This is a genomic window from Planctomycetota bacterium, from assembly GCA_039182125.1.
In the GTDB taxonomy this organism is placed as follows: Bacteria; Planctomycetota; Phycisphaerae; order Tepidisphaerales; family Tepidisphaeraceae; genus JBCDCH01.
The window spans coordinates 19,589-41,112 of the sequence record JBCDCH010000032.1 but is presented as its reverse complement, the minus strand read 5'-3'; the positions used below and the strand labels follow the sequence as shown (position 1 = coordinate 41,112).

The 21,524-nt window shown below is 62.9% G+C and carries 19 protein-coding genes; 10 read left to right on the top strand and 9 right to left on the bottom strand.

Annotation, left to right across the window (positions count from 1 at the left end):
- The coding region (locus AAGD32_10115; protein MEM8874601.1) for a hypothetical protein at positions 1-553 on the top strand (553 nt) is incomplete at its 5' end.
- Between the two features lie 8 nt (positions 554-561).
- Here the strand turns inward: AAGD32_10115 and AAGD32_10110 are convergent.
- From AAGD32_10110 to sppA, 4 genes are all read right to left on the bottom strand, one after another.
- The gene (locus AAGD32_10110) at positions 562-1,416 is read right to left on the bottom strand and encodes a serine/threonine-protein kinase (GenBank protein MEM8874600.1); all 855 of its coding nucleotides are present in this window, start codon (positions 1,414-1,416) and stop codon (positions 562-564) included.
- A 338-nt stretch (positions 1,417-1,754) separates the two neighbouring features.
- Positions 1,755-2,081 carry a hypothetical protein gene (locus AAGD32_10105; protein MEM8874599.1) on the bottom strand — a complete coding sequence of 109 codons (327 nt, stop codon included), beginning with the start codon at positions 2,079-2,081 and terminating at the stop codon, positions 1,755-1,757.
- A gap of 46 nt (positions 2,082-2,127) precedes the next feature.
- The gene (locus AAGD32_10100; protein MEM8874598.1) at positions 2,128-3,078 is read right to left on the bottom strand and encodes a hypothetical protein; all 951 of its coding nucleotides are present in this window, start codon (positions 3,076-3,078) and stop codon (positions 2,128-2,130) included.
- A gap of 22 nt (positions 3,079-3,100) precedes the next feature.
- Positions 3,101-4,072, bottom strand: coding sequence for a signal peptide peptidase SppA (gene sppA, locus AAGD32_10095; protein MEM8874597.1), 972 nt, complete (start codon positions 4,070-4,072; stop codon positions 3,101-3,103).
- 52 nt (positions 4,073-4,124) lie between these two features.
- Here sppA and AAGD32_10090 point away from each other — a divergent pair, with 52 nt between their 5' ends.
- The 9 genes from AAGD32_10090 to serA all read left to right on the top strand — a co-directional run bounded on the left by AAGD32_10090 (position 4,125) and on the right by serA (position 16,969).
- Complete coding sequence (locus tag AAGD32_10090; GenBank protein ID MEM8874596.1) at positions 4,125-4,505, top strand: metallopeptidase family protein; 381 nt, start codon at positions 4,125-4,127, stop codon at positions 4,503-4,505.
- Positions 4,506-4,630: 125 nt separating this feature from the next.
- Complete coding sequence (locus AAGD32_10085) at positions 4,631-5,572, top strand: HlyD family efflux transporter periplasmic adaptor subunit (GenBank protein ID MEM8874595.1); 942 nt, start codon at positions 4,631-4,633, stop codon at positions 5,570-5,572.
- A 114-nt stretch (positions 5,573-5,686) separates the two neighbouring features.
- Positions 5,687-7,615, top strand: a complete 1,929-nt coding sequence (locus AAGD32_10080; GenBank protein MEM8874594.1) for an efflux RND transporter periplasmic adaptor subunit — start codon at positions 5,687-5,689, stop codon at positions 7,613-7,615.
- 101 nt (positions 7,616-7,716) lie between these two features.
- Positions 7,717-9,924, top strand: coding sequence for a biotin/lipoyl-binding protein (locus AAGD32_10075; protein MEM8874593.1), 2,208 nt, complete (start codon positions 7,717-7,719; stop codon positions 9,922-9,924).
- Between the two features lie 4 nt (positions 9,925-9,928).
- The gene (locus AAGD32_10070; protein MEM8874592.1) at positions 9,929-11,866 is read left to right on the top strand and encodes a hypothetical protein; all 1,938 of its coding nucleotides are present in this window, start codon (positions 9,929-9,931) and stop codon (positions 11,864-11,866) included.
- 43 nt (positions 11,867-11,909) lie between these two features.
- A complete protein-coding gene (locus AAGD32_10065) occupies positions 11,910-13,310 on the top strand; it encodes a calcium-binding protein (protein MEM8874591.1) in 1,401 nt (466 codons plus the stop codon).
- Positions 13,311-13,435: 125 nt separating this feature from the next.
- Positions 13,436-14,641, top strand: a complete 1,206-nt coding sequence (locus AAGD32_10060; protein MEM8874590.1) for a TadG family pilus assembly protein — start codon at positions 13,436-13,438, stop codon at positions 14,639-14,641.
- Positions 14,642-14,727: 86 nt separating this feature from the next.
- On the top strand, positions 14,728-15,306 hold the full coding sequence (locus tag AAGD32_10055) for a cob(I)yrinic acid a,c-diamide adenosyltransferase (GenBank protein ID MEM8874589.1): 579 nt from the start codon (positions 14,728-14,730) through the stop codon (positions 15,304-15,306).
- A 37-nt stretch (positions 15,307-15,343) separates the two neighbouring features.
- Positions 15,344-16,969: a phosphoglycerate dehydrogenase gene (gene serA, locus AAGD32_10050; protein MEM8874588.1), complete on the top strand. Its 1,626-nt coding sequence runs from the start codon at positions 15,344-15,346 to the stop codon at positions 16,967-16,969.
- Here serA and AAGD32_10045 read toward each other — a convergent pair.
- From AAGD32_10045 to AAGD32_10025, 5 genes are all read right to left on the bottom strand, one after another.
- Positions 16,966-17,406, bottom strand: coding sequence for a hypothetical protein (locus AAGD32_10045; GenBank protein ID MEM8874587.1), 441 nt, complete (start codon positions 17,404-17,406; stop codon positions 16,966-16,968). The two genes, serA and AAGD32_10045, sit on opposite strands and share 4 nt — an antisense overlap.
- A gap of 362 nt (positions 17,407-17,768) precedes the next feature.
- The gene (gatB, locus tag AAGD32_10040; GenBank protein MEM8874586.1) at positions 17,769-19,244 is read right to left on the bottom strand and encodes an Asp-tRNA(Asn)/Glu-tRNA(Gln) amidotransferase subunit GatB; all 1,476 of its coding nucleotides are present in this window, start codon (positions 19,242-19,244) and stop codon (positions 17,769-17,771) included.
- Positions 19,245-19,283: 39 nt separating this feature from the next.
- A complete protein-coding gene (locus tag AAGD32_10035) occupies positions 19,284-19,943 on the bottom strand; it encodes a hypothetical protein (GenBank protein ID MEM8874585.1) in 660 nt (219 codons plus the stop codon).
- Positions 19,944-19,982: 39 nt separating this feature from the next.
- On the bottom strand, positions 19,983-21,134 hold the full coding sequence (locus AAGD32_10030) for a calcium/sodium antiporter (GenBank protein MEM8874584.1): 1,152 nt from the start codon (positions 21,132-21,134) through the stop codon (positions 19,983-19,985).
- A gap of 36 nt (positions 21,135-21,170) precedes the next feature.
- Positions 21,171-21,476 (bottom strand): zf-TFIIB domain-containing protein, encoded by a 306-nt coding sequence (locus tag AAGD32_10025; GenBank protein MEM8874583.1) that lies wholly within the window; start codon positions 21,474-21,476, stop codon positions 21,171-21,173.
- Between the last annotated feature and the right edge of the window lie 48 nt (positions 21,477-21,524).

Here is a 21,524-nt window from a genome sequence, read left to right as displayed (position 1 = left end):
GGAACAGGTTGTTGAAGTGCCGGTTGAGGAACCCGCTCCGACCCCCGTGCAGGAGGAAGCCTTCGCTCAGCCCGTCGAAGCGCCCGATGTCCAACCTGCACCCGAGCCGGCGCTGCGGTTGTCGATGGTGCCGGAAGACGAGTCGGAATCGGTTGTCGATCTACCGGTGGGCGGTGATGTGGTTGCGGCGGTGTTGGAGTCTCGGCCTGACCTCATCGCCTGTAAGATTGACGTGCCGGGCAACGTGGGCCGTCTGGCCATTCGACGCGACGGTCGGCTCGCGCTGCTGAGTGTCGCGGACGAGCACCTCGCCGACCTGGAACAGCATGCGACGGCGCTGCACTGGATCCAACAGTCGGCCGGGCTGATCGCACAGGCATTGCCGCAACTGGCCGTCCGGTCTGACGTCTCACCGGTGCTGATGTTGCTCGTGGCCCACCGCCGCGCAGACGCCTCGGCCTTGCAGCCGCTGGTCGCCTCGGGCAAGGTCGAACTGCTGCCGTATCGCAAAGTGAAGTGGGGCGAGAAGACCGGTCTGTTGCTCGCAGCTTGATTGCGGCGTCAGACCTCGAAGTCTTCGTAGGTCGACTCGTCACGGGTGAGGATGTGTCGGCCGATCTCGAGCTTGTGGACAACGGACTCCATGTTGCCGGGCCGTTTGCTCTGCTTGCTGGCGACACATTCCATGACGACCTGACTGACCACCGGCGGGACGCGCGGGTTGAGGTCTTGCGGGGTCTGAATGCGGCTGTCGACGAGGAAGGCGTTGTCGCCACCCTTTTTCTTGACGGTGTAAGCCGTGGGGATATGGGTACCGGTGAGTGCCCAGTAAAGCGTTGCTCCGAAGTTGTACGCGTCGGTCGTGATGTCGACGGGTTTGCGAAGCACCTGCTCGGGGGCGATGAAGTCGGGCGTGCCCTGGATACGGTCCTTGATGGTGCCGATCGGGCATGACTGGCCGTAGTCGATCACCTTCACCATGCCCTCGGTGTCGCGCATGATGTTGTTGGGCTTCATGTCGCAGTGCACATAGCCAAGGTTGTGCATGTACTGCAAGCCACGACCGGCCTGAATGAAGGTGTCGAGCGCCTCAAGCATCGACTGCGGTGGTTTCACGTCGAGCGAGTGCCCCTCGACCAGTTCGAGAATCAGGTATGCTTCGGTGATCTTCAATAGCATCGACTTGCTGATCTTCAGATCGAAGGTCCGGCGCAGGTTTGGGTGGTTGAACTGGCGGGCGATCTCGAACTCCGCCTCCATCTGTTCGACAAAGCGGATGTCCTTGGGGTTGTGGCGAACGACGTGCTTGAGGGCGACCTCGCGGCCCGTGCGGCTGTCCCGGGCGCGGTAAATCGTGCTGCCGGCACCTTCGCCGAGTCGCTCGATGATGTCGTAGTGGAGCAGACGCTGAGACATCGGGCGTTACTTCGACAGGGACGGGGTTGAGACAGGTACGAACATCCGCGGGCGGACGGCATCAACACGGGCCGGACGGGGCGAGATGTGGCATTGGCCCGCTACAGGCATCTTCATCGGTCGTCCGCCGGGGTGTGATAAGCAGCCGGGCTCGGATGAGCGAGCAAATGGCCGGCGACGGCCTCAATCGGGAGGGGGGAAAGACAACGCACGAATCGCATTATACGTGCTGTCTTGGCACCCGCGTCAGGGTTTTGGCCGCATACACACCGCATTCCAGCGAAGTTACGGACCAATCCGATCCGTGTCCAATCGTCGATGGTTCATCGACCCGTGCGTTACCGGCGCGTCGTGATCACGGTCGGACTGCCGCCGGTCAAGGAAGGGGTGTCGTCGAGTGTGTTGCCGAGCGATGACGGGGTCGTGGTGTCGGTGGCGACCACGAGGACGGGGGCCTGATCGACGGGCGTAAGCGGCTCCGGCTCCAAGGCGAGTAACAGCCCGCCCGTCAGGGTCAAAACGGCCAGAAACGAAAAAAACACCGTGATCTGTCGGGTTGGCTGCATCGAGAATCCTGCGGCAGGTGTGTACGAGGTCGACGTCCGTGGCGATCCGTCCGATAACCGGATGTTGCCCTGTTGTAGTGGAATCGGAATCTGTGCCAAGCGCACGCCAGATTTTCGCCAGCGCGGCAGGTGATCGGACGTCGGCTCAGGGGCGAACGAGTCGCTGCAACTCCGCGGGGGAGATCGTGATCGATCGCCCGCCAGTGGATTTGGCCAGGTTCTCGAACGTTCCGTCGAAGTGATCGCTGCCGACCGCGACGGTGAAGACCGGTACCGAGACCGTGTGTGGACGCTCTCCGAACGCATCGCCGGGTACCTGCCAAGCCTTGGCGCTGATGAGCACGACGGTTCCCGTCGGCACCAAACCGCCGGCCGCCGTTTCCGCGATGGCCAGTGCCGCGGGCAGGTCCGATGCCGGGCCAGCGTCGAGGTCGATGACGGTGTCGTACAAGTCCGTCGCCGTGGACCGCGTCCATTGCGTGGGGGCGACCGGATACACCAGCTCCGGCGTCTCGCCGGCGAGCACCATTTGCACCGGCCGCTGCTCGTCGAGGCTTTGAACGCTCTTGCGGATGAGTCGAGCGTACTCCTCGCGATGCTCGGCGAAGCTCGGCCCGACATCCAGCACGTACACCACGGGGCCATCCTCGGGCAGCAACAACTCGAGCACCATCGGGTCACGGTCGGCCGCCGCCTCGCCGGAGGTCGCGACGATGGCGCCGCCGACGATCAGCCCCGCCGTCACCAATCCGACAGCCACGGCGATCGCCAGCCAACGTGTCGATCGTTTCGCCGGATCGGTTGGCCTGGCCTGCTTGGCTCGTTTGCGGGTGCGCTGTCGTAAGCCGGTGCCCATGCTGCCACTGCTCACGAGATCGCCCAACTCGTCGAGTCCCGTTCCCGAGCCGAACGTCGGTTGGTGAAGCGTCGAAGGCGTCCGGACCGGCTGCGGCGTCGGGTTTTTGGGTTTACCCAACTTGTGCTTGCTAGGAACGGTCTGAATCGCACCACAATGCCGGCACCGAACCACGCCACCGGCGAAGGCGTCGTCGATCTCCATTCGATCGTTGCAGTTGGTGCAGGTCAGCTCGATCATGCGACGGTGGGCTGTCGGAACATCATGGTCGCCACAGGTAGTACGCACCACCGGGCAGCGGTTGCAAGGTCTCCGGCAAGGTGATCGGGGATCCGTTGCTCATCGGTCGGATCGGTTCGGCCGCGGCGTAAACGCTGCCCTCGTATCCGAACGGTCGCTTGTAAATCACCACCGTCGGCTTCGTCACGCCGGCCAGTTGCGAGGCCCGATCAATGGCAACCTGGAGCTGACCGATCCCATCGATCATGCCCAGATCGACTGCGGTCTTGCCGGTGAAGATGCGCCCGCTGGAAATCGTGTCCCACGCATCGGTTGACAGTGTCCGCTGCCGAACCTTCGTCGCAAACTCGTCGAACATCTCGTCGACTAAACCTTCGAACACCGCATCCTGATCAGCGGTGCGCTCCTCCAGCGGCGAGCCCATCGACTTGAGATCGCCGGAGGTGTAAGCCCGTGGTTGAAGGCCCAGCAGCGACATGGTGCCGGTGGCGTCGAAGGTCTGGATGATCACGCCGACCGAGCCGACCAGGCTCGTCGGTTGGGCGTAAATCTCATCGGCGGCAAGGGCGACGTAGTACCCACCGGACGCGCCCAGTTCCTGCACCGCGGCGACGACGGGCTTGCCGGTTCGGGTGCGAAAGTCGGCGACGAGGTGATACAGCGCGTCGGACCCCGCGACGGTGCCGCCGGGACTGTTGACACGCAGGACGACGGCCTTGACGTGTTTGTCCTTGGCCGCCCGGTCGAGTTGCTCGGCGATGAGCGAGACCTTGTTCTCCCCGGGGCCGCCGATCGGTCCGCCCCCGGCCCGGGCATTGACGAGCAACCCTTCGACCGGGACGACCACGATCTTGTCCCGGCCGCCCTTGTCGACGACCGACTCTTGTAACCCCGTCGGGTTGGTGATCGGCGTGACCAGGAAGCTCGGCAGTGAACAACCGGCCAACAGGAACAAGCCCACGATCAACAGGCTGGGCGACATCCATTTCGGCATGTGGCCGATTGTCGTCGAGGGCGTCCGGCCTTGCAACCGCATACGGTTGGTTGTGCCGCATACGGTTTCAGAGTCCGAGTTCAACGCCCTGGTCGAGCAAGCGATCCGGCTTTTGCCGCCGAAGTTTGCCAAAGCCCTCGCCGATGTTCGAGTCGAGGTTCGCGACCGGCCGACGCCGGAACTGCTGCGGTCGATGGAGATGGAACCCGACGAGCTGCTGCTCGGGCTTTACGACGGCATTCCGCTGACTGAGCGGGGCGTCGAACCACCGACGCGCGCTCCGGACGTGATTTTTCTCTACCGAGACGACATCATGAATGTCGCCAAGAACGAAGACGACTTGGTCGATCAGGTGACGATCACGCTTTTGCACGAAATCGGTCATTACTTTGGCCTCGGCGAGGATGACCTGACGCGACTTGGTTACGGATAGCCGGTAGCGTCGGACGGTGAAACTTATTAGCCCATGATGGCGTCTCGCCGATGAAAGTCGAGACACTTTGACGAACAACCAGCCCGCAACGCCGTAATAGCGTTGACCGGACGGAGACACACACCATGCCGATTCAAACCAAACTGACCCGTTCCGCACTGATCGCCGCCGTCCTGACCGGCGGTGTCCTGATCGCCGATCGCGCCATCCCCGCTGCGAATGCATTTCAGGCCGCGTCCGAGAACGAGGCCGCCCCGGTCGTGATCGGCACCACCATGCCGAACGAAGATTTGGAACTGGCGTTCCCGACTCGTGGCCGTGTGACAGAAGTGCTCGTGAAGCCCGGCGAGATCGTTAAGGCCGGCCAGCCGCTTATCCGCCTCGACGACCGGACGCAGCAGGTCCAGTACAAGCAGGCCATGATGGCGATGGAAAGCGAAGTTCCGACCCGCATCGCGCTCCGGGAGTTGCAGCTCGACAAGGCGGAGCTCGACCTGAACAAGCGGCTCGAACAGAACAAGATGGCCGAGGAACAACGCCGCGGCCCGGTCTTTAACGCCGACGAAATCGCCGAGTACACGATCGCCGTGGAAGAGGCCAAGACCAACCTCGAGCTCGAAAGGATCGCTCTCCAGAACGCAGAGGCCGAAGTCGAGGCGGCGAAGGTGATCATCGACCAGTTGCTCGTGAGCAGTCCGGTGGACGGGATCGTCCGCGACATCGCCATCGGACTCGGCGAAGCGGTCGATGAACGGACCCCGGCCGTCATCGTGGTGCAGAACAATCCGCTCAAAGTTCGCGTCAACGATTTGACCCCGGCGCAGGTCTCGAAGCTGGAACTGGGGCAAGCGATGGAGGTCCGATATGCTGACGGTGCCGGAGGGCGTAGTGATTGGCTCACGGCGAAGCTGACGTTCATCGACCCGAAAGTCGACTTCGCCAGCGGCCGGCATTTCGTGAAACTGGAGCTTGAAAACCCCGAAGGCCTCGAAGCCGGCCGCCGTATCGAGTTGAAACTGCCGCCGGAAGTCGCCGCCCTGGCCGACGGCAGCCTCGGCGGATTCTAACGAATCTGCGTAACATTCGGCTTACTTACAACGTCGTAATCAATACAATCGGGTGTCGCCGGTCGGTTCACCGGCTTGACGGCGACGTGACCCTACCCAAGCCAAAGGCAAGCCTTGAGCACCGTCGCACAGCCATCCGATCAGAAAACGTTCGAAGAAGAACAAAAGCAGCAGCACGAGATCACGCACAACCGTCTCGTACAACGGCTGCTCGGTTCGGGCGCGAACCTGCCGGCTTTCATGGCCGAACTCGCCCGCACCCAGGCGGCCGTCGTCGCCGGCACCGAGGCCGTCGCGTTCGTCATCGAACCGTCGCCCGAGGGGTCCGCGCTCAAGCTCGTCCAGCACATCCGTAATGACAACGCCGCCCGCGATGTCCGGGTCGCCGCACAGAACGCGTTCAAGCAAATCATCCAACCCTGCGTCGAGCAGGGCAAAGACGGGGCGATCCAGGTCGGCGAGGACAGCGACCCCGACGGGCAGCAGTATTGCTTGGTGACCTTGCTCCGTAACGAGTCTGCCGTGGTCGCGGTCAGTGCGGTGATCTGTCGTTGCCGCAACGAAGACCTCGCCGCTCAACGCTTGCAGGCGATGCAACTCGTCGCCGGATACTTTGATCTCTACACACTTCGTCGCAGCCACGAGCAATCGAAGTCGGTGGCCAAGAGCCACCAGGACGTGTTGCAACTTGCGTCTTCCTTGGCCAACGCCGAGGGCTTCCAGCAGGGCGGTGCGGCGCTGTGTAACGAACTGGCCGGCCGGACCGGGGCGACCCGTGTGTCCATCGGCTGGATCAAGGGCTTGTTCAGAGGACGCGACATCGTCCTCCAGGCGATCAGTCACACGGAGGAGTTCGACAAGAAGCAGGAACTCTCGGTTCAGTTGGTCCGCACCATGGAGGAGTGCTACGACCAGGAAGAGATTGTCCAGTTCGACCCGGCTGGCCGTTCGACGGAAAACACCACCCGCGAAGCCGCCAAGCTCTCGCAAATGGAAGGCGGCACGCGTGTCGTCTCTCTTCCGTTGCGTCAGGATCAGGAAATCCGCGGCGTCGTCACGCTCGAGTTCCCCAAGGAGCGCCCGTCCACCACGCAGGAAACCACGACCCTTGCCGTGGCTGCCGAACTACTCGCACCGCAGCTCAAGGATCGTTACGACAACGACCGCTGGCTCATCACCAAGTCGATTCTCAGCGGCCGCGACCTGACCGGCAAAATCATCGGGCCGCAGTACATGCTCGGCAAGCTCATCGCCATCTGCGGATTGGCGCTGATCGTCTTCCTGTTCATCCCCGGCCTCGCCGACCACAACGTCACCGCGCCGTTCACGCTCGAACCGATCACCAAGTCCATTGTCTCCACGCCCATTGAGGGCAAGATCGAGACGGTCCACGTGCTGCCCGGTGCCGAAGTGGCCGAGGGCGATCCGTTGTTGACGTTCGACACGCGGCAGTTGCGTGACCAACAGTTCGCCGCCGAAAAGCAGGCCGCTTCGCTCCGTGCCCAAGCCGCCGAAGCTGAGGCCGAGGGTCGGATAGCCCAGTCACGGGCTTACATCCAACGCGCCGACGCGTCGGAAGCCGAAGCCCGTTTGCTCAAGCGCAAGATCGAAAACGCCACGCTCCGCGCCCCGCAAGCCGGTGTCGTGTTGACCGGCGATTACCGTGACCGGCGCGGCGATGTCGTGCAGGCCTATCAGCAGATGTTCGTCATCGCCCAGGGCGAGAAGTCCAATCTTCATGCCGTCCTCGAAGTCGACGAACGCGACATCCAGGATGTCGAGATCGGCATGACCGGCCAACTCGCCACCCGAGGCGAGCCAGGTAAGAAGTTCACGTTCGAGGTCAAAGACATCATCGAACAACCCGCCGCGATGGAGGGTGCCAGCCGCTACCGCGTCGAAGCCAAGATCGTCGACGACCCGGGCACCAACTGGTACACCGGCCAACAAGGTCAAGCCAAGGTCGATGCCGGCGATGCCACCTACGCCTGGGTGCTGACCCACCGTCTGATCGACTTCATCCGCATCAAGCTGTGGATCTAAAAGCAAGGTGGAAAGCGGAGTGAGGAAGTCGGAAGTCCAGTGAACCGGTACCCGCATTTTCTTCCTTCCGCTTTCCGCACTCCGCCTTCCGATTTTCACCTATGACTCTCCAACTCCGACCGACGTTTTCCGAGAGCTGGTACCGCGTCAAGGATCTGTCGCTGCGCCTCCGGCCCACCGCACAGATCTCACGTCAGTACTACCGCGGGGAGCGTTGGTACGTCGTCCGCGACCCGGCGAGCAACCAGTTCCACCGGCTCTCCGATGCCGCGTACCGATTCGTCGGCCTGCTCGACGGCTCCGTGACCGTCGGCCAGGCGTGGGAGATCGTGGGTGGCCAGATGGACGACATGGCCCCGACGCAGCCGGAGGTCATCCAGATTCTCACGCAGCTCTACGCTGCCAACCTCGTCGAAACCAACATCAGCCCCGACGCTCAGGTTCTGCTGCGTCGCCACAAGCAGCAGAAGACCAAGAAGCTGCAGGGCCGATTGATGAACCTGTTGTTCCCGCGCATTCCGCTGTGGGACCCCGACAACTTCCTGAGGCGTTGGCTCCCGGCGGTCGGGCCGATCATGTCGTGGGGCGGCATGATCGTTTGGCTGGTCGTCGTGGCCGTTGCCATCGCGTTGCTCTTGCCCAAGTGGGAAGAGCTGGGCAATCAGACGTCCGCGCTTTTCCAAGGCGGCGATCCGGTCAAGTGGATGTTGCTGGGCCTGACGTTCGTCGGGGTGAAGTTCATCCACGAGATGGGCCACGCGTTCAGCTGTCGGCGCTTCGGTGGCGAGTGCCACGAGGTCGGCATCATGTTCCTGGTGCTCTTCCCCTGTCCGTATGTCGATGCGTCGACGGCTTGGGGTTTCCCGAACAAGTGGAAGCGCATCTTCGTCGGCGCGGCCGGGATGATCGCCGAGATCTTCTGCGCCGCCATCGCTGCGATCATCTTCTTCTTCACCGACGAGACCTCGCTCACCAGCCAACTCGCGTACAACGTGATGCTCGTGGCCGGCGTGAGCACGATCCTCTTTAACGCCAACCCGTTGCTGCGTTACGACGGTTACTACATCCTGTCGGATTGGCTCGAGATCCCCAACCTTCAGCACAAGTCCCGCGAGTACACGCTCGGCTTGGTGCGGCGGTACATCTACCGCGTGAAGGAGACCAAGCCGCTGCCGCCCAAGAGCCAGCGCTGGCAGCTCGTGTTGTTCAACATCACATCGAGCGTCTACCGCATCTTCATCGGCTTCGCGATCATGCTGATGGTGCTCTATCAGCTGCCCGAAGAGGTCAAGGTCGTCGGCCTGATCATGGGCCTGGGCGCGATCACGACGTTCTTCATCGTGCCGATCTTCAAGCTGATCAAGTACCTGCTCACCGATCCCGAGCTGCACCGCAAGCGGGCCAAAGCATGGGTTTGGACGCTCTCGGCGTTCGGCGCGATCGTTCTGCTCGTGGGGTTGATCCAGTTCCCGAGTTATGTCTGGAGCGAAGGCGTCATCGAACCGGCGCTGCGGGAGACCGTGCGTGTCGAAGCGCCCGGACGGGTCGAGGAAGTGTTCGTCCGCAACGGCGAGAACGTCGAAGCCGGCCAGATCATCGCCCGCCTGTCCAACCCCGACCTTGAGTTGGCCCTACGCCAAGCCGAGGCCGAGTACCAAGCCGCCAAGATCGAATCCCGCGCCGCGATGATGGAGAACATGGCCAACTTCCAGGCCCTCGAACGCCAAGCCGAGTACCGCGAAGAATCCCTCAAGAAAGCCCGTGCCGACTTCGAGGAACTGTCCATCACCGCACCGATCGCCGGCCGATTCATTGCTCAAGATCCGAGCAACTACATCGGCGCATACATGCAACTCGGCCAGGAACTGGGCCGCATCGACCAACGCGATGAGCTTGAGGTGATCGCGTACATCGATCAGCAGTCGCGCGACCGGATGACCGTCCAGCCGACGCCCGAAGCCGTCGCCAACGGATGGGTTCAGGTCCGGCCCGCCGCGGATACCGGTGTCACGCTCGCCGCCGTCGATTGGCAGGTCGATCAGGCTCCGGTCAACTCCGTCGAGAGTTCCATCCTCACCGTCGCCGGCGGCGGCGCATTCGCCAACGACCCGACCGACCAGACCGGCCGCGGCACCAGCGAAGACCTCTACGTCATGCGCATGACCCTCCGCAACCCCGGCGAGAACATCGTCACCGGCCAACGGACCTATGTCCGCGCCCGTGTCGACAAAGAGCCGCTCATCGTGCAGGGCTGGCGCAAGCTGCTGCAGGTCATCCAGTCGCAAAGCACCGCACAGGCACAGGGATAACGCGATGACGATGTCGACCGTCGGAGAACTTCACGACATCTTCCACGCCCGGCGGGTCAAGGCCCCCGAGCTGAAGAACATCGACAAGGGCGTCAACGCGGCCACCGGCTGGGTGCGCAATCGCCTGCCGATCCTCGGTCGGATAAAGAAGCAGGCCGCCGCGATCGAACGCCTCGAACCCCAGGTCAAAGACCTCGGCTCGTCGATGTTCAAGGAGCGCGCCAACGAGTTCCGCGATCTCGCCCGCGTCGGAAAGCTGCAGGGCGAATCCTTCAACTTCGCGATGGCGCTGGTCCGCGAGGCGGCCAACCGATCGCTGGGCCTGCGACCGTATCCGGTGCAGATCATGGGCGCGCTCGCCATGCACCACGGCTACATCGCTGAAATGGCGACTGGTGAAGGCAAGACTCTCACCGCCGCCGTTGCCGCGGCGATCATGGCGTGGGAGGGCAAGCCCGTCCACGTCATCACGGTTAACGACTACCTCGTCGCCCGTGACGCCGAGCTCAACGAACCGCTGTTCAATCTGCTCGGCATGACCGGCGGCAGTGTCGTTCACGAGACCACGCCGATCGAGCGCCAAGACATCTACCGCCGCAACGTCATCTACGTCACGAGTAAAGAACTCGTCGCCGACTTCCTGCGCGATCAGATCATGCTCGGCAACATGCGCTCCAGCAGCCAGACCGCCGTCGCGCTGCTCGGCGGCGGGCAGCAGGGCAAGCTGCTCATCCCCGGCCTGTTCCGCACGCTTGTCGACGAGGCCGATTCGCTGCTGATCGACGAAGCCGTCACGCCGCTGATCATCTCCAACAGCCCCGACGACAACCCCAACGAAAAGCTCTACCGAGCAGCGAACGAGCTGGCGAAGCAACTCGAAAACAAGCGCGACTTCACCGTCGACAAGCAGGTCCGCCACGTCGAGATGACCCAACGCGGCCGACGCCGACTCGCCGAACTCTGCGGCGACGACGATGGTTTCTGGAAAGGCGCCCGGCGCCGCGAGGAAGTCGTCGTTCAAGCGCTTTCCGCTCTGCACTGTTTTCACCTCGACGAGCACTACCTGATCGACCCCGAGGGCAAGATCGTCATCATCGACGAGTTCACCGGCCGCACGATGGCCGACCGCTCCTGGCGTGGCGGTCTTCACCAGGCCGTCGAAGTGAAGGAAGGCGTTGCCGTCACCGCCGACAAGGAAAACCTCGCCCGCCTGAGTTTCCAGCGCTTCTTCCGTCAGTACCCCGAGATGGCCGGCATGACCGGTACCGCGTGGGAGTCGTCCGGCGAGCTTTGGCAGATCTACCTCCGCGCCGTCGTTCGTATCCCGACCAACAAGCCGAACATCCGCAAGCAGCTACCGCTGCGGTTCTTCGCGACGGCCGACCAGAAGTGGGACGCGGTCACGAAGCGCATCTGCGAACTCAACGACAAGGGCGTGCCGGTGCTCGTCGGTACGCGATCGGTGTGGAGCAGTGAGGAAGTGAGCAAGCGGCTCGAAGCACTGGGCCGACCGCACTCCGTACTCAACGCCCGGCAAGACGCGCAGGAGGCGAACATCGTCGCCGAGGCCGGCAACAAGGGGAAGATCACCGTCGCGACGAACATGGCCGGCCGCGGTACCGACATCAAGCTCGGCCGAGGTGTCGCCGAGATGGGCGGCCTGCACGTCATCTCCACCGAGCCCCACGGCTCGGCCCGGGTCGACCGCCAGCTTTACGGCCGCGCCGCCCGCCAGGGTGACCCCGGCTGCGCCCAACTCTTCGCCGCTGCTGACGATGACCTCTTCAAACGCCACGCCAAGAACCTTATCAAGCAGTGGCGCGTGATCGGCGCTTCCCGCGTCATCCGCATCGCCCAGGCCCGAGCCGAGTCGATCGCCCGCTTCAACCGCAAACAGGTGCTCAAGGCCGACGACTGGATGGACAAGTCGCTGCCGTTCTGATTTCTTGGAACAAAGTACCCGATGTCGGCGACAGTTCGTATGCATGCACTACGAACCACTTGAGAACCGCCGTCTGCTCGCTGTCACCGTTGAGCTGAAAGTCACTGGTCGGCTCGAAATCATCGGCGACGATCTAGGAAACGTGATCAACATCTTCTACGAAAACGGCACGGATGTACTGGCCGTCGATGCTGATGGTGTAGTCACAAGATTTGATCCCGATCGTGTCCGACGCTTTGACATCCAGACTAACGACGGGGACGACATCGTTACCGTTGACAGCGGTATTCGGGCCTTCGTGCGAACTGGCGAAGGTGACGATTTCATCCGCACTGCTGGTGGTAACGACAGCCTGTCGGGTGGTTCGGGCAACGATACGCTCGCGGGTGGTAGCGGTAACGACACCATCGGAGGTGGTTTTGGCAATGACATCGTGCTCGGTCAGGCCGGTGACGACGATCTGTCGTTTATCGGCACCCCGCCGGACCCAGGAGAAACCGATAACAACACCATGAACGGCGGGAGTGGTATTGATCTGCTCCGCGGGGTGGGCAGCGCCGGGATCACGGTCAACCTTGCTCTGGGTGTCGCGACCAATGACACCGAAACAACCCAGCTCATCGCCATCGAGAACGTCCGAGGGACGGTGGAGGATGACTCCATCATCGGTGACTCCGGCGCGAACCGTCTAGAAAGTGGTTCCGGTGGCAACGACACTATCTTTGGGCTCGGCGGCCCCGATACGCTTCTCGGCGATTCCGGCGATGATCTCCTCGACGGTGGCAGCGGTGATGACGAGATCCTCGGCGACTCCGGAAATGACACGATCTTCGGCGCTGGCGGCAGTGACGAGCTTGATGGCGAGTCCGGCGATGACTCGATCGAGGGCGGTACCGGAAACGACACGCTCACAGGCGGCTTTGGCGACAATGTGGTACTCGGACAAGGCGGCGATGACATCTTCTCCGTCATCGGTGGAAGTACCGCACAGACCGACGTCCTCGACGGCGGCAGCGAGATTCAAGGGGACATCGTTCAGTTCAATACGTTCAACCGGGTGTTTGCCAGTCTCGACGGCATCGCGAATGACGGTCGCGTCGATTTCGGCGACACGATCAACCTGCTCAACATCGAGAATATCCTGGGCTCCAGCGGGGCCGACACGCTCATCGGTGATGGCGGCCCCAATCTCCTGGATAGCCGCGGTGGATCGGGGCGACACGTCCTGCGTGGTAACGGTGGCGACGACACGCTGCTGGGCTCAACTGCTTCCGACGATGTCCTCTTCGGCGGCACCGGTAACGACGTCCTCCGCGGCTTCTCCGGCGACGACCTGTTCATCGCCGACAACGACGGCCAAGCCGACAGCGTCGAGGGCGGGGTTGGCAATGACACAGCCACCGTTGGCCCCGAGGACATTCTCGACAGCATCGAGAATGTCTGATTCCGTTGCGTGGTTCATTATCGGGCTTTGCCAAACGCATTTGCGTACGTGACTGTTCGACTGTTGCTCCCCGGACCTGCCGATGCAGGGATGGGCTGGGCGGACTCGTACGTGAGAATGCACCTATGACTCGAAACACAAGGCTCTCGAACGTTCGGCGACGCGGCGGTGCGCTGATCTACGCAACCGTGGCGATGCCCGTGATGTTTCTCGGCGCGGTCATCGCCGTCGACGGTGGCGGGCTGATGTCGACGCGTGCCCAACTGCAGTCGACCGCCGACGCCGCGGCACTCTCTGCCGTTTCGGGCATGTCGAACAACGCCTGGCTAAACCACGCGACCAACCTCGTTCTTGACAACGCCAACGGTAGATTCCAGCCGACCATTCCCGCCGATGGCGTGACGCTCGGTTTCTGGAATCCGAACGCGCGAACGTTCAGCAAGACCGCCACCGGAGTTGCCGACGAGGTCCAGGCAGTCCGCGTGACGGTCGAGGCACAATCGCCGACCTACTTCGCATCCTTGTTCGGATTCCAGAGCACCACGCTAACCGCGTCCGCCGTCGCCACGCCCAAGATCGGGTTCCAGGAGGATCACCTCTACTACGCACTCCTGGCCAAGGACAGTATCTACGCCGACGGCACGGCTGACTTCGACAGCTACGACTCCGACGAACGCCGCACCTTCCCCGGGTCCAACGGCTCGGGTGACCGTGAGTTCGAAGGCGGCACCAACGGACACATCACGCTCAAGAGCGGCGTCGAAATCTGGGGCGACTTCTACTCCGGACCGTCGTCGGTCGGCTCGATCCCCAGCAACATGTTCAAGTCCGGCGGTCAACAAGGCGTGATCGACTACGACATCGAGTTCGTCGAGCCGGTCATCCCCGGCCACGCGACCGACCTCGGCAGCGTCGACGTCGATTCCGGCACCTACACGCTCAGCGGCGGCACGTACATCATGAGCTCGTTCGACCTGGACCGTGATGCCAAGTTCAAAACGACCGGTGATGTCACGATCTACCTCACCGGTCACGCCCAGATCGACGGCCGGGTCGAGACACATGACATGTACCCCAAGAACCTGCGCATCGTCCAAACCGCCAACGCCGACATCGACATCACCGCGCCGCACAACACGTCCAACGAACACGAGATGCTTGCCGATTTGTATAACCCCTACGGCAAAATCGAACTCGACGGCAAGGTCGACTTCTACGGCCGCATCTGGGCGAACGACATCGCGTTGAAGAAGGGCAGCGACTTCTTTGCCGACCTCGCCGTGACGAGGCAGATCAAGAAGAAGGGCAAGAGCGCGGCGTTGGTGAAGTGAATGCCAACGGTTTTCAGCCTGTGCCTCCAGGGCTGGGCGAAGGCCGTTCTTTGAACACCCGCCACTGACGCGACTAACGTTCGGGCGTGAAGATTTACACACGCACCGGCGACGAGGGCACCACCGGACTCATCGGCGGGAAGCGGATCGAGAAACATGCGTTACGCCTCGACGCGTACGGCACGGTTGACGAACTCAATGCCACGCTCGGGTTGGCTGCGGTCGCCGCGCTGGCATCCATGCGGGCTACGCTCGCCGGGCAACAGCATGTGCTGTTCAATCTCGGTGCATACCTCGCGCTCGATACCGACGCGCCGGCCAACGTGAGCATGCCGCCGCTGACCGAGGTGTTGGTTGAGCGGTTGGAGCGCGAGATCGACGAGGCCGAGGGCCAGCTTCCGCCATTGACGCAGTTCGTCCTCCCCGGTGGCTGCGAGGCGTCGGCCCGGCTTCACTTGGCCCGAACGGTGTGCCGTCGTGCCGAGCGGGTCGTCACGAATCTCGCCAGCAGCGAGTCGGTTGCCGAACTGATCCCGCGTTACCTCAACCGTCTGAGCGACTGGCTATTCGTTCACGCCCGTCTGGCCAACCACCTCGAAGGGCACCCCGACGTGCCTTGGGACAAGCAGGCGGCCGAGGGCAAATCGCCGCTGTTCGACGAGTGAATCGGCCGCTCAACAGCCGGCCTACGATCGCTGCCCCATGGCCGACAACACCGCTGACCAACGCATCCTCGTTGCCGACAAGCTCGCCGAAGAAGGTCTCGAATTTCTCAATGAATCGGGCGTTTCCTACGACGTGAAGACCGGGCTCGACGAGGCCGGGCTGATCGCCGAGGCACCGAACTACGACGCGATCGCGTGTCGGTCGGGGATCAAGGTGACGGCACCGGTCCTCGAAGCCGGGGCCAAGGGTAAGCTCAAGGCGGTTGCTCGTGCCGGCGTCGGTGTCGACAACATCGACCTCGACGCCGCGACGAATCAGGGCGTGCTCGTGCTCAACACCGCGGCTGCCTCGACGCTCTCGACCGCCGAGCACGCCATCGCGCTGATGTACGCCTTGGCCCGGAAGATCCCCGCCGCCGACGCACATGTTCGTGGCGGCGAGTGGAAGCGGGGCAGCTTCAAGGGCACCCAACTCGCCGGCAAAACCCTTGGCGTCGTCGGCCTCGGCCGCATCGGCCAGACCGTCGCCGTTCGTGCGTTGGCGATGGAGATGAACGTCGTCGGCTTCGATCCCTTCTTCCCGGCCGACACCGCGCTCGACGGCAAGGTGAAAATCGTCAAGGACTTCGACGAGTTCCTCGCTCAGCTCGACGTGATCACCTTCCACGTCCCCAGCGGCGACAGCACCAAGCACCTTCTCGACAAGCGTCGTCTGTTCGAAGTCGCGAAGCCCAACCTGCTGGTGGTCAACGACGCACGCGGTGAGGTGCTCGATGAGTTCGCGTTGGCCGAGGCTTTGGAGGAGAAGAAGATCGCCGGCGCGGCGGTGGACGTGTACGCGACCGAGCCGCCGCAAAAAGACCACCCGTTGTTCGGCTTGGACAACGTCGTGCTCACGCCGCACCTGGGGGCGTCGACGGAGGAAGCCCAGACGGCCGTGAGTGTCGAGGCGTGCAAAGCGCTCGTCGCCTACCTGCAGAGTGGGGAGATCCGCGGCGCGGTCAACGCCGGCGGGATCAAACTCGACGTGCCGGCCGACGAGCAGCCGCTGCTCGAACTCGCGAGCCGCATCGGTCGGTTGCTCAGCGCGTACGGCAAGGGCGGGATCAAGAGCATCACGCTCCGCGCCAGCGGCACCAAGGCACCCAAGCACCTGCAAACGATGCTCCGCCTCGCGGCCGTTGAGCTGCTCCGCGATCACATGGCCGGGCCGACCAACGTGATCAACGTCGAGAAGCTCGCCGGTGATCGCGGCATCGAGCTGAACATGCACCACGAGCCCAGCCCGCCCAACGGCCTCGTCGGCGACATCGTGGGCGTTCGCGTCGATAGCACCGATGGCGAGTCACACCGCATCCTCGGCACCGCGTACCTCGACCGCCTGCCGCGCGTGCTGCGGTTCGACGACTTCAACGTCGACATGATCCCCGCCGGCCCGATGGTTCTCATCGAGAACGACGACCAGCCCGGCGTCATCGGCCACGTCGGCGCGACCTTCGGCGAAGCCGGCGTCAACATCGCCGACATGGTCATCAGCCGCGTCGGCGACAAGGCGTTGATGGTGCTCAAGACCGACGGCGTTCCGAGCAGCGAAGTCATGGATACGCTCCGCTCACGCGCGAACGTCAAGCGTGTGAAGGCGGTGACGCTGCCGGGGCGCTAGACCTTGGAAAGCGCGGCATGGCGGACAAAGTCACCGATACCACGGAAGCCTTTTTGCTTAGCAGCACGCTCAAGCGCCTGCTTCTCATAGCCACTCACACGGATGTTGATTTGTCGGTCCCGGGCTTCGGAGATCGGTCGCGGTGGTGCGACGCCGCGTTCCAAGTCTGTCGCCGCCAGCGTAACGAGACCCTCACGTGCCATCTTGAACGCCGCTTGCGGTGTTTTTCCGTCGCCGAGCGGGGACGGGTACTCCGTGCCGAAGCCGTAATAGCGACCATCGATGAACTGAATTGTGATCTGGTACTCATTCGCTAAGGTCTCGGCCTGCCGAAGGACCTTCGGTGAAAACGGTCGGCGCAGCCAAGCTTCTTCAGCCTCAGGCGTCGTCTTCGTCGGCTTGGTCTTCCGCGATGAGCTTTTCGATTGCACGGACATAAACCGGATCAACCTTTCCTTTATGCACCGGTACCGGGTAGGTCCGACGCCCGGGCTTGGTGAAGTTGTGATGCGAGCCGGAGATTCGTTCAAATGTCCAACCGGCATTTTCCAACATCCGCCGTACAACGGCGAAGCGAACAGGCGATGGCATACAGAATCCTCATGGGCAGTTTCACATTGAAACTGGAGTCAACACGACACATCGGTGGCCTACCCGCTGTGGGCCACTCATCGCTCAGTAGTTCCATGAATGATTCCGATCCGCGCCCGCGTGTGCGGGCGAAATTAGATGCGTCGCGCCTGCGTGGGCAGGCAACCTGTTACTGAGCCAAAGAAGTATAGCGAAAGCTATGCAATCGTCAATCGATCAGCTTCTCCCGCAACCGCTGTTGCACCAGCTTCGGGTTCAGGCCTTTGCCGTTGCGCATGACCATGCCGACGAGGGCGCCGAAGGCGGCTTGTTTGCCGCCGCGGTAGTCTTGGAGCGGTTGCGGGTTGTCGGCGATGAGCTTGTCGATGGCGTCGTCGACGGGGCCGGTGTCGTTGGACTGGATCAGGCCCAGATCCGTCGCGGCGGTCTCGGCGGGGCGGTCGGTTTCGATCAGACTTTCGAGGATTTTTCGGCCGGTCTCCTTGCTCGCCTGCACCTTGCCCTCCTGCACGAGCAGCCCGACCTCGGCGACGCGGGCCGGCGTGAGCGGAAGGTCGGCCAACTCCTCGCGGCGGTTGCCGGCGATCTCGCGCATCGTGTCGATCAGCGCAAGCGCCCGCTTGGGCTCGGCACCGGCGTCGACGATCGCGTCGAAGTAGTCGCCGGCGGATTTGTCCGATGCGATCACCTGCGCCGACTCCGGCGGCAGGCCGAGCTTGGCGTAACGCTCGCGGCGTTGCCGCGGCAGTTCGCCAATGCTCGCCTTGATCTCGTGCAGCCACTGCTCGCTCACGCGTACCGGCATGAGGTCCGGGTCGGGGAAGTAGCGGTAGTCGTGGGCTTCTTCCTTCTCGCGCTGCAAGACCGTTTGCTCGTTGTCCGCGTCCCAGCCGTAGGTCGATTTACGGCCGAGGTCGCCGGTCTCGAGCCAGGTCTGAATCTGCCGCCGCACCTCGTAGTCGGTCGCCTTCTCCAGCACGTTGAAGCTGTTGAGGTTCTTGATCTCGGTGATGGCGGTTTTATGAACGTTGCCGTCGGCGTCGGTGATGTGAACGTTGATGTTCGGCTCGAAGCGCATGTGGCCCATCTGCATTTGGCCGTGGCTGATGCCGAGGAACTGGACGAGGCGTTGCAACTCCTGACCGAACGCGGCGACTTCCTTCGCGGTGCTGAAGTCCGGCTCGGTGACGATCTCCAGCAACGGCGTGCCGGCGCGGTTGAGGTCGACGATGGAGAAGTCGATCTCGTAGCCGCCGGGTGCGTCGTGCAGCAGCTTGCCGGCGTCTTCTTCCAAGTGCGCACGGCGGATGCGGATGGGTCGGACCTCGCCATCGACTTCGAGCTCGAACACACCCTCGCCGCAGAGCGGCTGATCGTACTGGCTGATCTGGTAGTTCTTGGGCAGGTCGGGGTAGTAATACGACTTGCGATCCCACTTGCAGTGCTCGGCGATCTTGCAGCCGAGCGCGAGCCCGGCCTTGATCGAGTACTCGACGGCCTTCTTGTTCATCACCGGCAACACACCCGGCAGGCCGAGAACGACCGGATCAACCTGCGTGTTGGGGTCACCGCCGAAGCCGTTCTTTGCGGCGGTGAACATCTTGGACTCGGTGGCGAGCTGGACGTGAATCTCGAGACCGACGAGGACTTTGTAGTCCTTGACCTGGCGGGCGCTGTCTGGCATGCCGCGACATTACGAACTGCCGGGGCGATGAGCAATCCGCTACGCGTGCTCGCCTTCGACGGCTTGGCGCTTGTTGGGCAAAGCGCGGTCGGAGCGGAGGTTGCCGGGCGTTTCGCCGTCCTCGCCGTAGACCTCCTCGACGTGCTTCTTGAAGCGTTCGTCTTCCATGAGCTGGGACATGAGCACGCGGCGGTAGCCGGCGGCGCGGAGCTGTTCCTTGACGCTGTCGGTGCGTTCCTGTCGGAGCTTCTCGTTCTGGCCGTAGAGGGCTTCCTCAAGTGCCTCGTTCTCGAGCAGCAGGGCGTACATGGCGTCGGCGTTCTTGGAGTTGCTGAAGAGCCCGCCGTAGCCGGCCGCCTTCTTGCGGTACTCCTCGATGCGGTCGGTCATGGTGTCGATCTTCGACTTCAGGTCGTCGTTCTCGGTGCGCAGGTCCTTGAGTTCCTCGTCGAACACCAGCTTGAAGCCGCGCTGGGCGTCGAACAGTTCCTTCTCACGCGACTGGACGTACGCCTTTTGGCCGCGTGCGCCGGCCCAGTGTCCGAGCTTGTAGCCGAGGAAGATGCCGACCGCCGCGATGACGCCGACGATGACCCAGAAGAGCCAGCCGTTGTCGGCGACGAAACCGAGGAAACGCTCCATGACCGTCGGGTCAACCGCGGCGGTCGCAAACGTGACGAGTTCGAGAGGCGTGCTCATTGCCCGCAGTGTAGCGATGTCGGGGCCGACCTGCAGCGGTCAGGCGTCCACTCGCAACAAGTCGCGAGCGACTTTCACCTGACGGGCCATTTTCGCCAGCCGCTTGCGGCGGTACTGCCGGCGGATCGAGTTGACCATGAGCGCCGTCAACGCGATGACCGTCAACGGAATCACCACCGTACTCAGCACCAACGTGTACGTTTGCAACGCATCATGCTGCTGGGCGTCTAGCACCAGGAAGAGCATGTACGCGACGAAGTAGAACAGGAAGATGCTGCCTTCGAAGCGTGTGATCTTGAAGCCGGTGAAGAAGACCGGAAAGCACGCGACCATGACCGCGACCATTACGGGAATGTCGAAATAGAGTGCTTCGGTGGGGACGCGAATGCCTTGCGGGTCGACCACGGACGTGATCCCGAGCACGGCCATGATGTTGAACAGATTGGAGCCGACGACATTGCCGACGGCGAGGTCACCTTGTTTCTTGAACGCCGCCATGCCCGACGCGGCGACCTCCGGCAGCGAGGTGCCCGCCGCGATGATCGTCAGCCCGATGATCAACTCGGAAATCTTGAAGTACTCCGCGATCGCCACCGCGCCGTTGACCAGCATGTTCGCACTGACCACGAGCATCAGCACGCCTAGTGCGACGAGGCCGATGTTGAGCGCGACCTGCGCGAACGTCTTGGGTGCCTCGGGGATGTCTTCGTCGGCGGCGACCTCGAACTTGCCGCGTCGTGCTTGGATGTACAGCCGTAGCAGGTAGGCCGCGAGAACCGCCACGAGGATCAGCCCGTCCCAGGTGCTGATGAGCCCGTTCAGACCCATCACCCAAACGGCGAACGCCATGATGATCATCAACGGCACATCGCGGCGCACGATCGGCAGCTTCACCCGCATCGGCCGGATCACCGCGCACAGGCCAAGGATGAGCAACACGTTGAAGATGTTGGAGCCGATGACGTTGCCCAGCGCGAGCGAGCCTTTCTCGTCGGCCGCCGCCTTCACGCTCACCGCCAGTTCCGGCGCGCTGGTCCCGAACGACACGACCGTCAGCCCGACCACCAGCGGCGAGATCCCCAATGCTCGACTGATCGCCGACGCACCGCGAACCAGCACGTCGGCACCGATGATCAACACCGGGAAGCCAACCAACATCAGAATGATCGTCAACGCGTCCAAGGCCGGCATCCTAGTGACGTTGCGTTCGCGGGCGCGGCAAATGGTTCAATCGAAGATGTCGATCCACCACGGCTTGCGCTTCTTATAGTACTTCTTGTCGTAGTGCGGCGGGGGCGGGTAGTAGGCCGGCGGTGGGGGCGGGGCGTGGTGCGTCGGCTGGTGATGTGTCGGTTGTGGCGGCGGAGGGGGAGTGGCCGGTTGGCGTGACGTTTCGTGGTGGGCCCGCTCGAGGATCTTGTCAAGTTCACCGCGGTCGAGCCAGATGCCTCGACACTGCGGGCAGTAGTCGATCTCGACGCCCGACCGTTCGGCCATCACCAGCTTCTTCCCCGGGCAGACCGGGCACATCATGTCCAGTTCGATCGGCATGAGATCATGGTAGGTGGACAAACCTCCACA

What these genes read in the sequence shown, in the direction of transcription:
- AAGD32_10060 (MEM8874590.1), top strand. Translation starts at nt 13,436, where the DNA reads ATGACTCGAAACACAAGGCTCTCGAACGTTCGGCGACGCGGCGGTGCG.
- AAGD32_10110 (MEM8874600.1), bottom strand. Translation starts at nt 1,416, where the DNA reads ATGTCTCAGCGTCTGCTCCACTACGACATCATCGAGCGACTCGGCGAA.
- gatB (MEM8874586.1), bottom strand. Translation starts at nt 19,244, where the DNA reads ATGCCAGACAGCGCCCGCCAGGTCAAGGACTACAAAGTCCTCGTCGGT.
- AAGD32_10070 (MEM8874592.1), top strand. Translation starts at nt 9,929, where the DNA reads ATGACGATGTCGACCGTCGGAGAACTTCACGACATCTTCCACGCCCGG.
- serA (MEM8874588.1), top strand. Translation starts at nt 15,344, where the DNA reads ATGGCCGACAACACCGCTGACCAACGCATCCTCGTTGCCGACAAGCTC.
- AAGD32_10100 (MEM8874598.1), bottom strand. Translation starts at nt 3,078, where the DNA reads ATGATCGAGCTGACCTGCACCAACTGCAACGATCGAATGGAGATCGAC.
- AAGD32_10030 (MEM8874584.1), bottom strand. Translation starts at nt 21,134, where the DNA reads ATGCCGGCCTTGGACGCGTTGACGATCATTCTGATGTTGGTTGGCTTC.
- AAGD32_10075 (MEM8874593.1), top strand. Translation starts at nt 7,717, where the DNA reads ATGACTCTCCAACTCCGACCGACGTTTTCCGAGAGCTGGTACCGCGTC.
- AAGD32_10065 (MEM8874591.1), top strand. Translation starts at nt 11,910, where the DNA reads ATGCACTACGAACCACTTGAGAACCGCCGTCTGCTCGCTGTCACCGTT.
- AAGD32_10085 (MEM8874595.1), top strand. Translation starts at nt 4,631, where the DNA reads ATGCCGATTCAAACCAAACTGACCCGTTCCGCACTGATCGCCGCCGTC.
- sppA (MEM8874597.1), bottom strand. Translation starts at nt 4,072, where the DNA reads ATGCCGAAATGGATGTCGCCCAGCCTGTTGATCGTGGGCTTGTTCCTG.
- AAGD32_10025 (MEM8874583.1), bottom strand. Translation starts at nt 21,476, where the DNA reads ATGATGTGCCCGGTCTGCCCGGGGAAGAAGCTGGTGATGGCCGAACGG.
- AAGD32_10035 (MEM8874585.1), bottom strand. Translation starts at nt 19,943, where the DNA reads ATGAGCACGCCTCTCGAACTCGTCACGTTTGCGACCGCCGCGGTTGAC.
- AAGD32_10045 (MEM8874587.1), bottom strand. Translation starts at nt 17,406, where the DNA reads ATGTCCGTGCAATCGAAAAGCTCATCGCGGAAGACCAAGCCGACGAAG.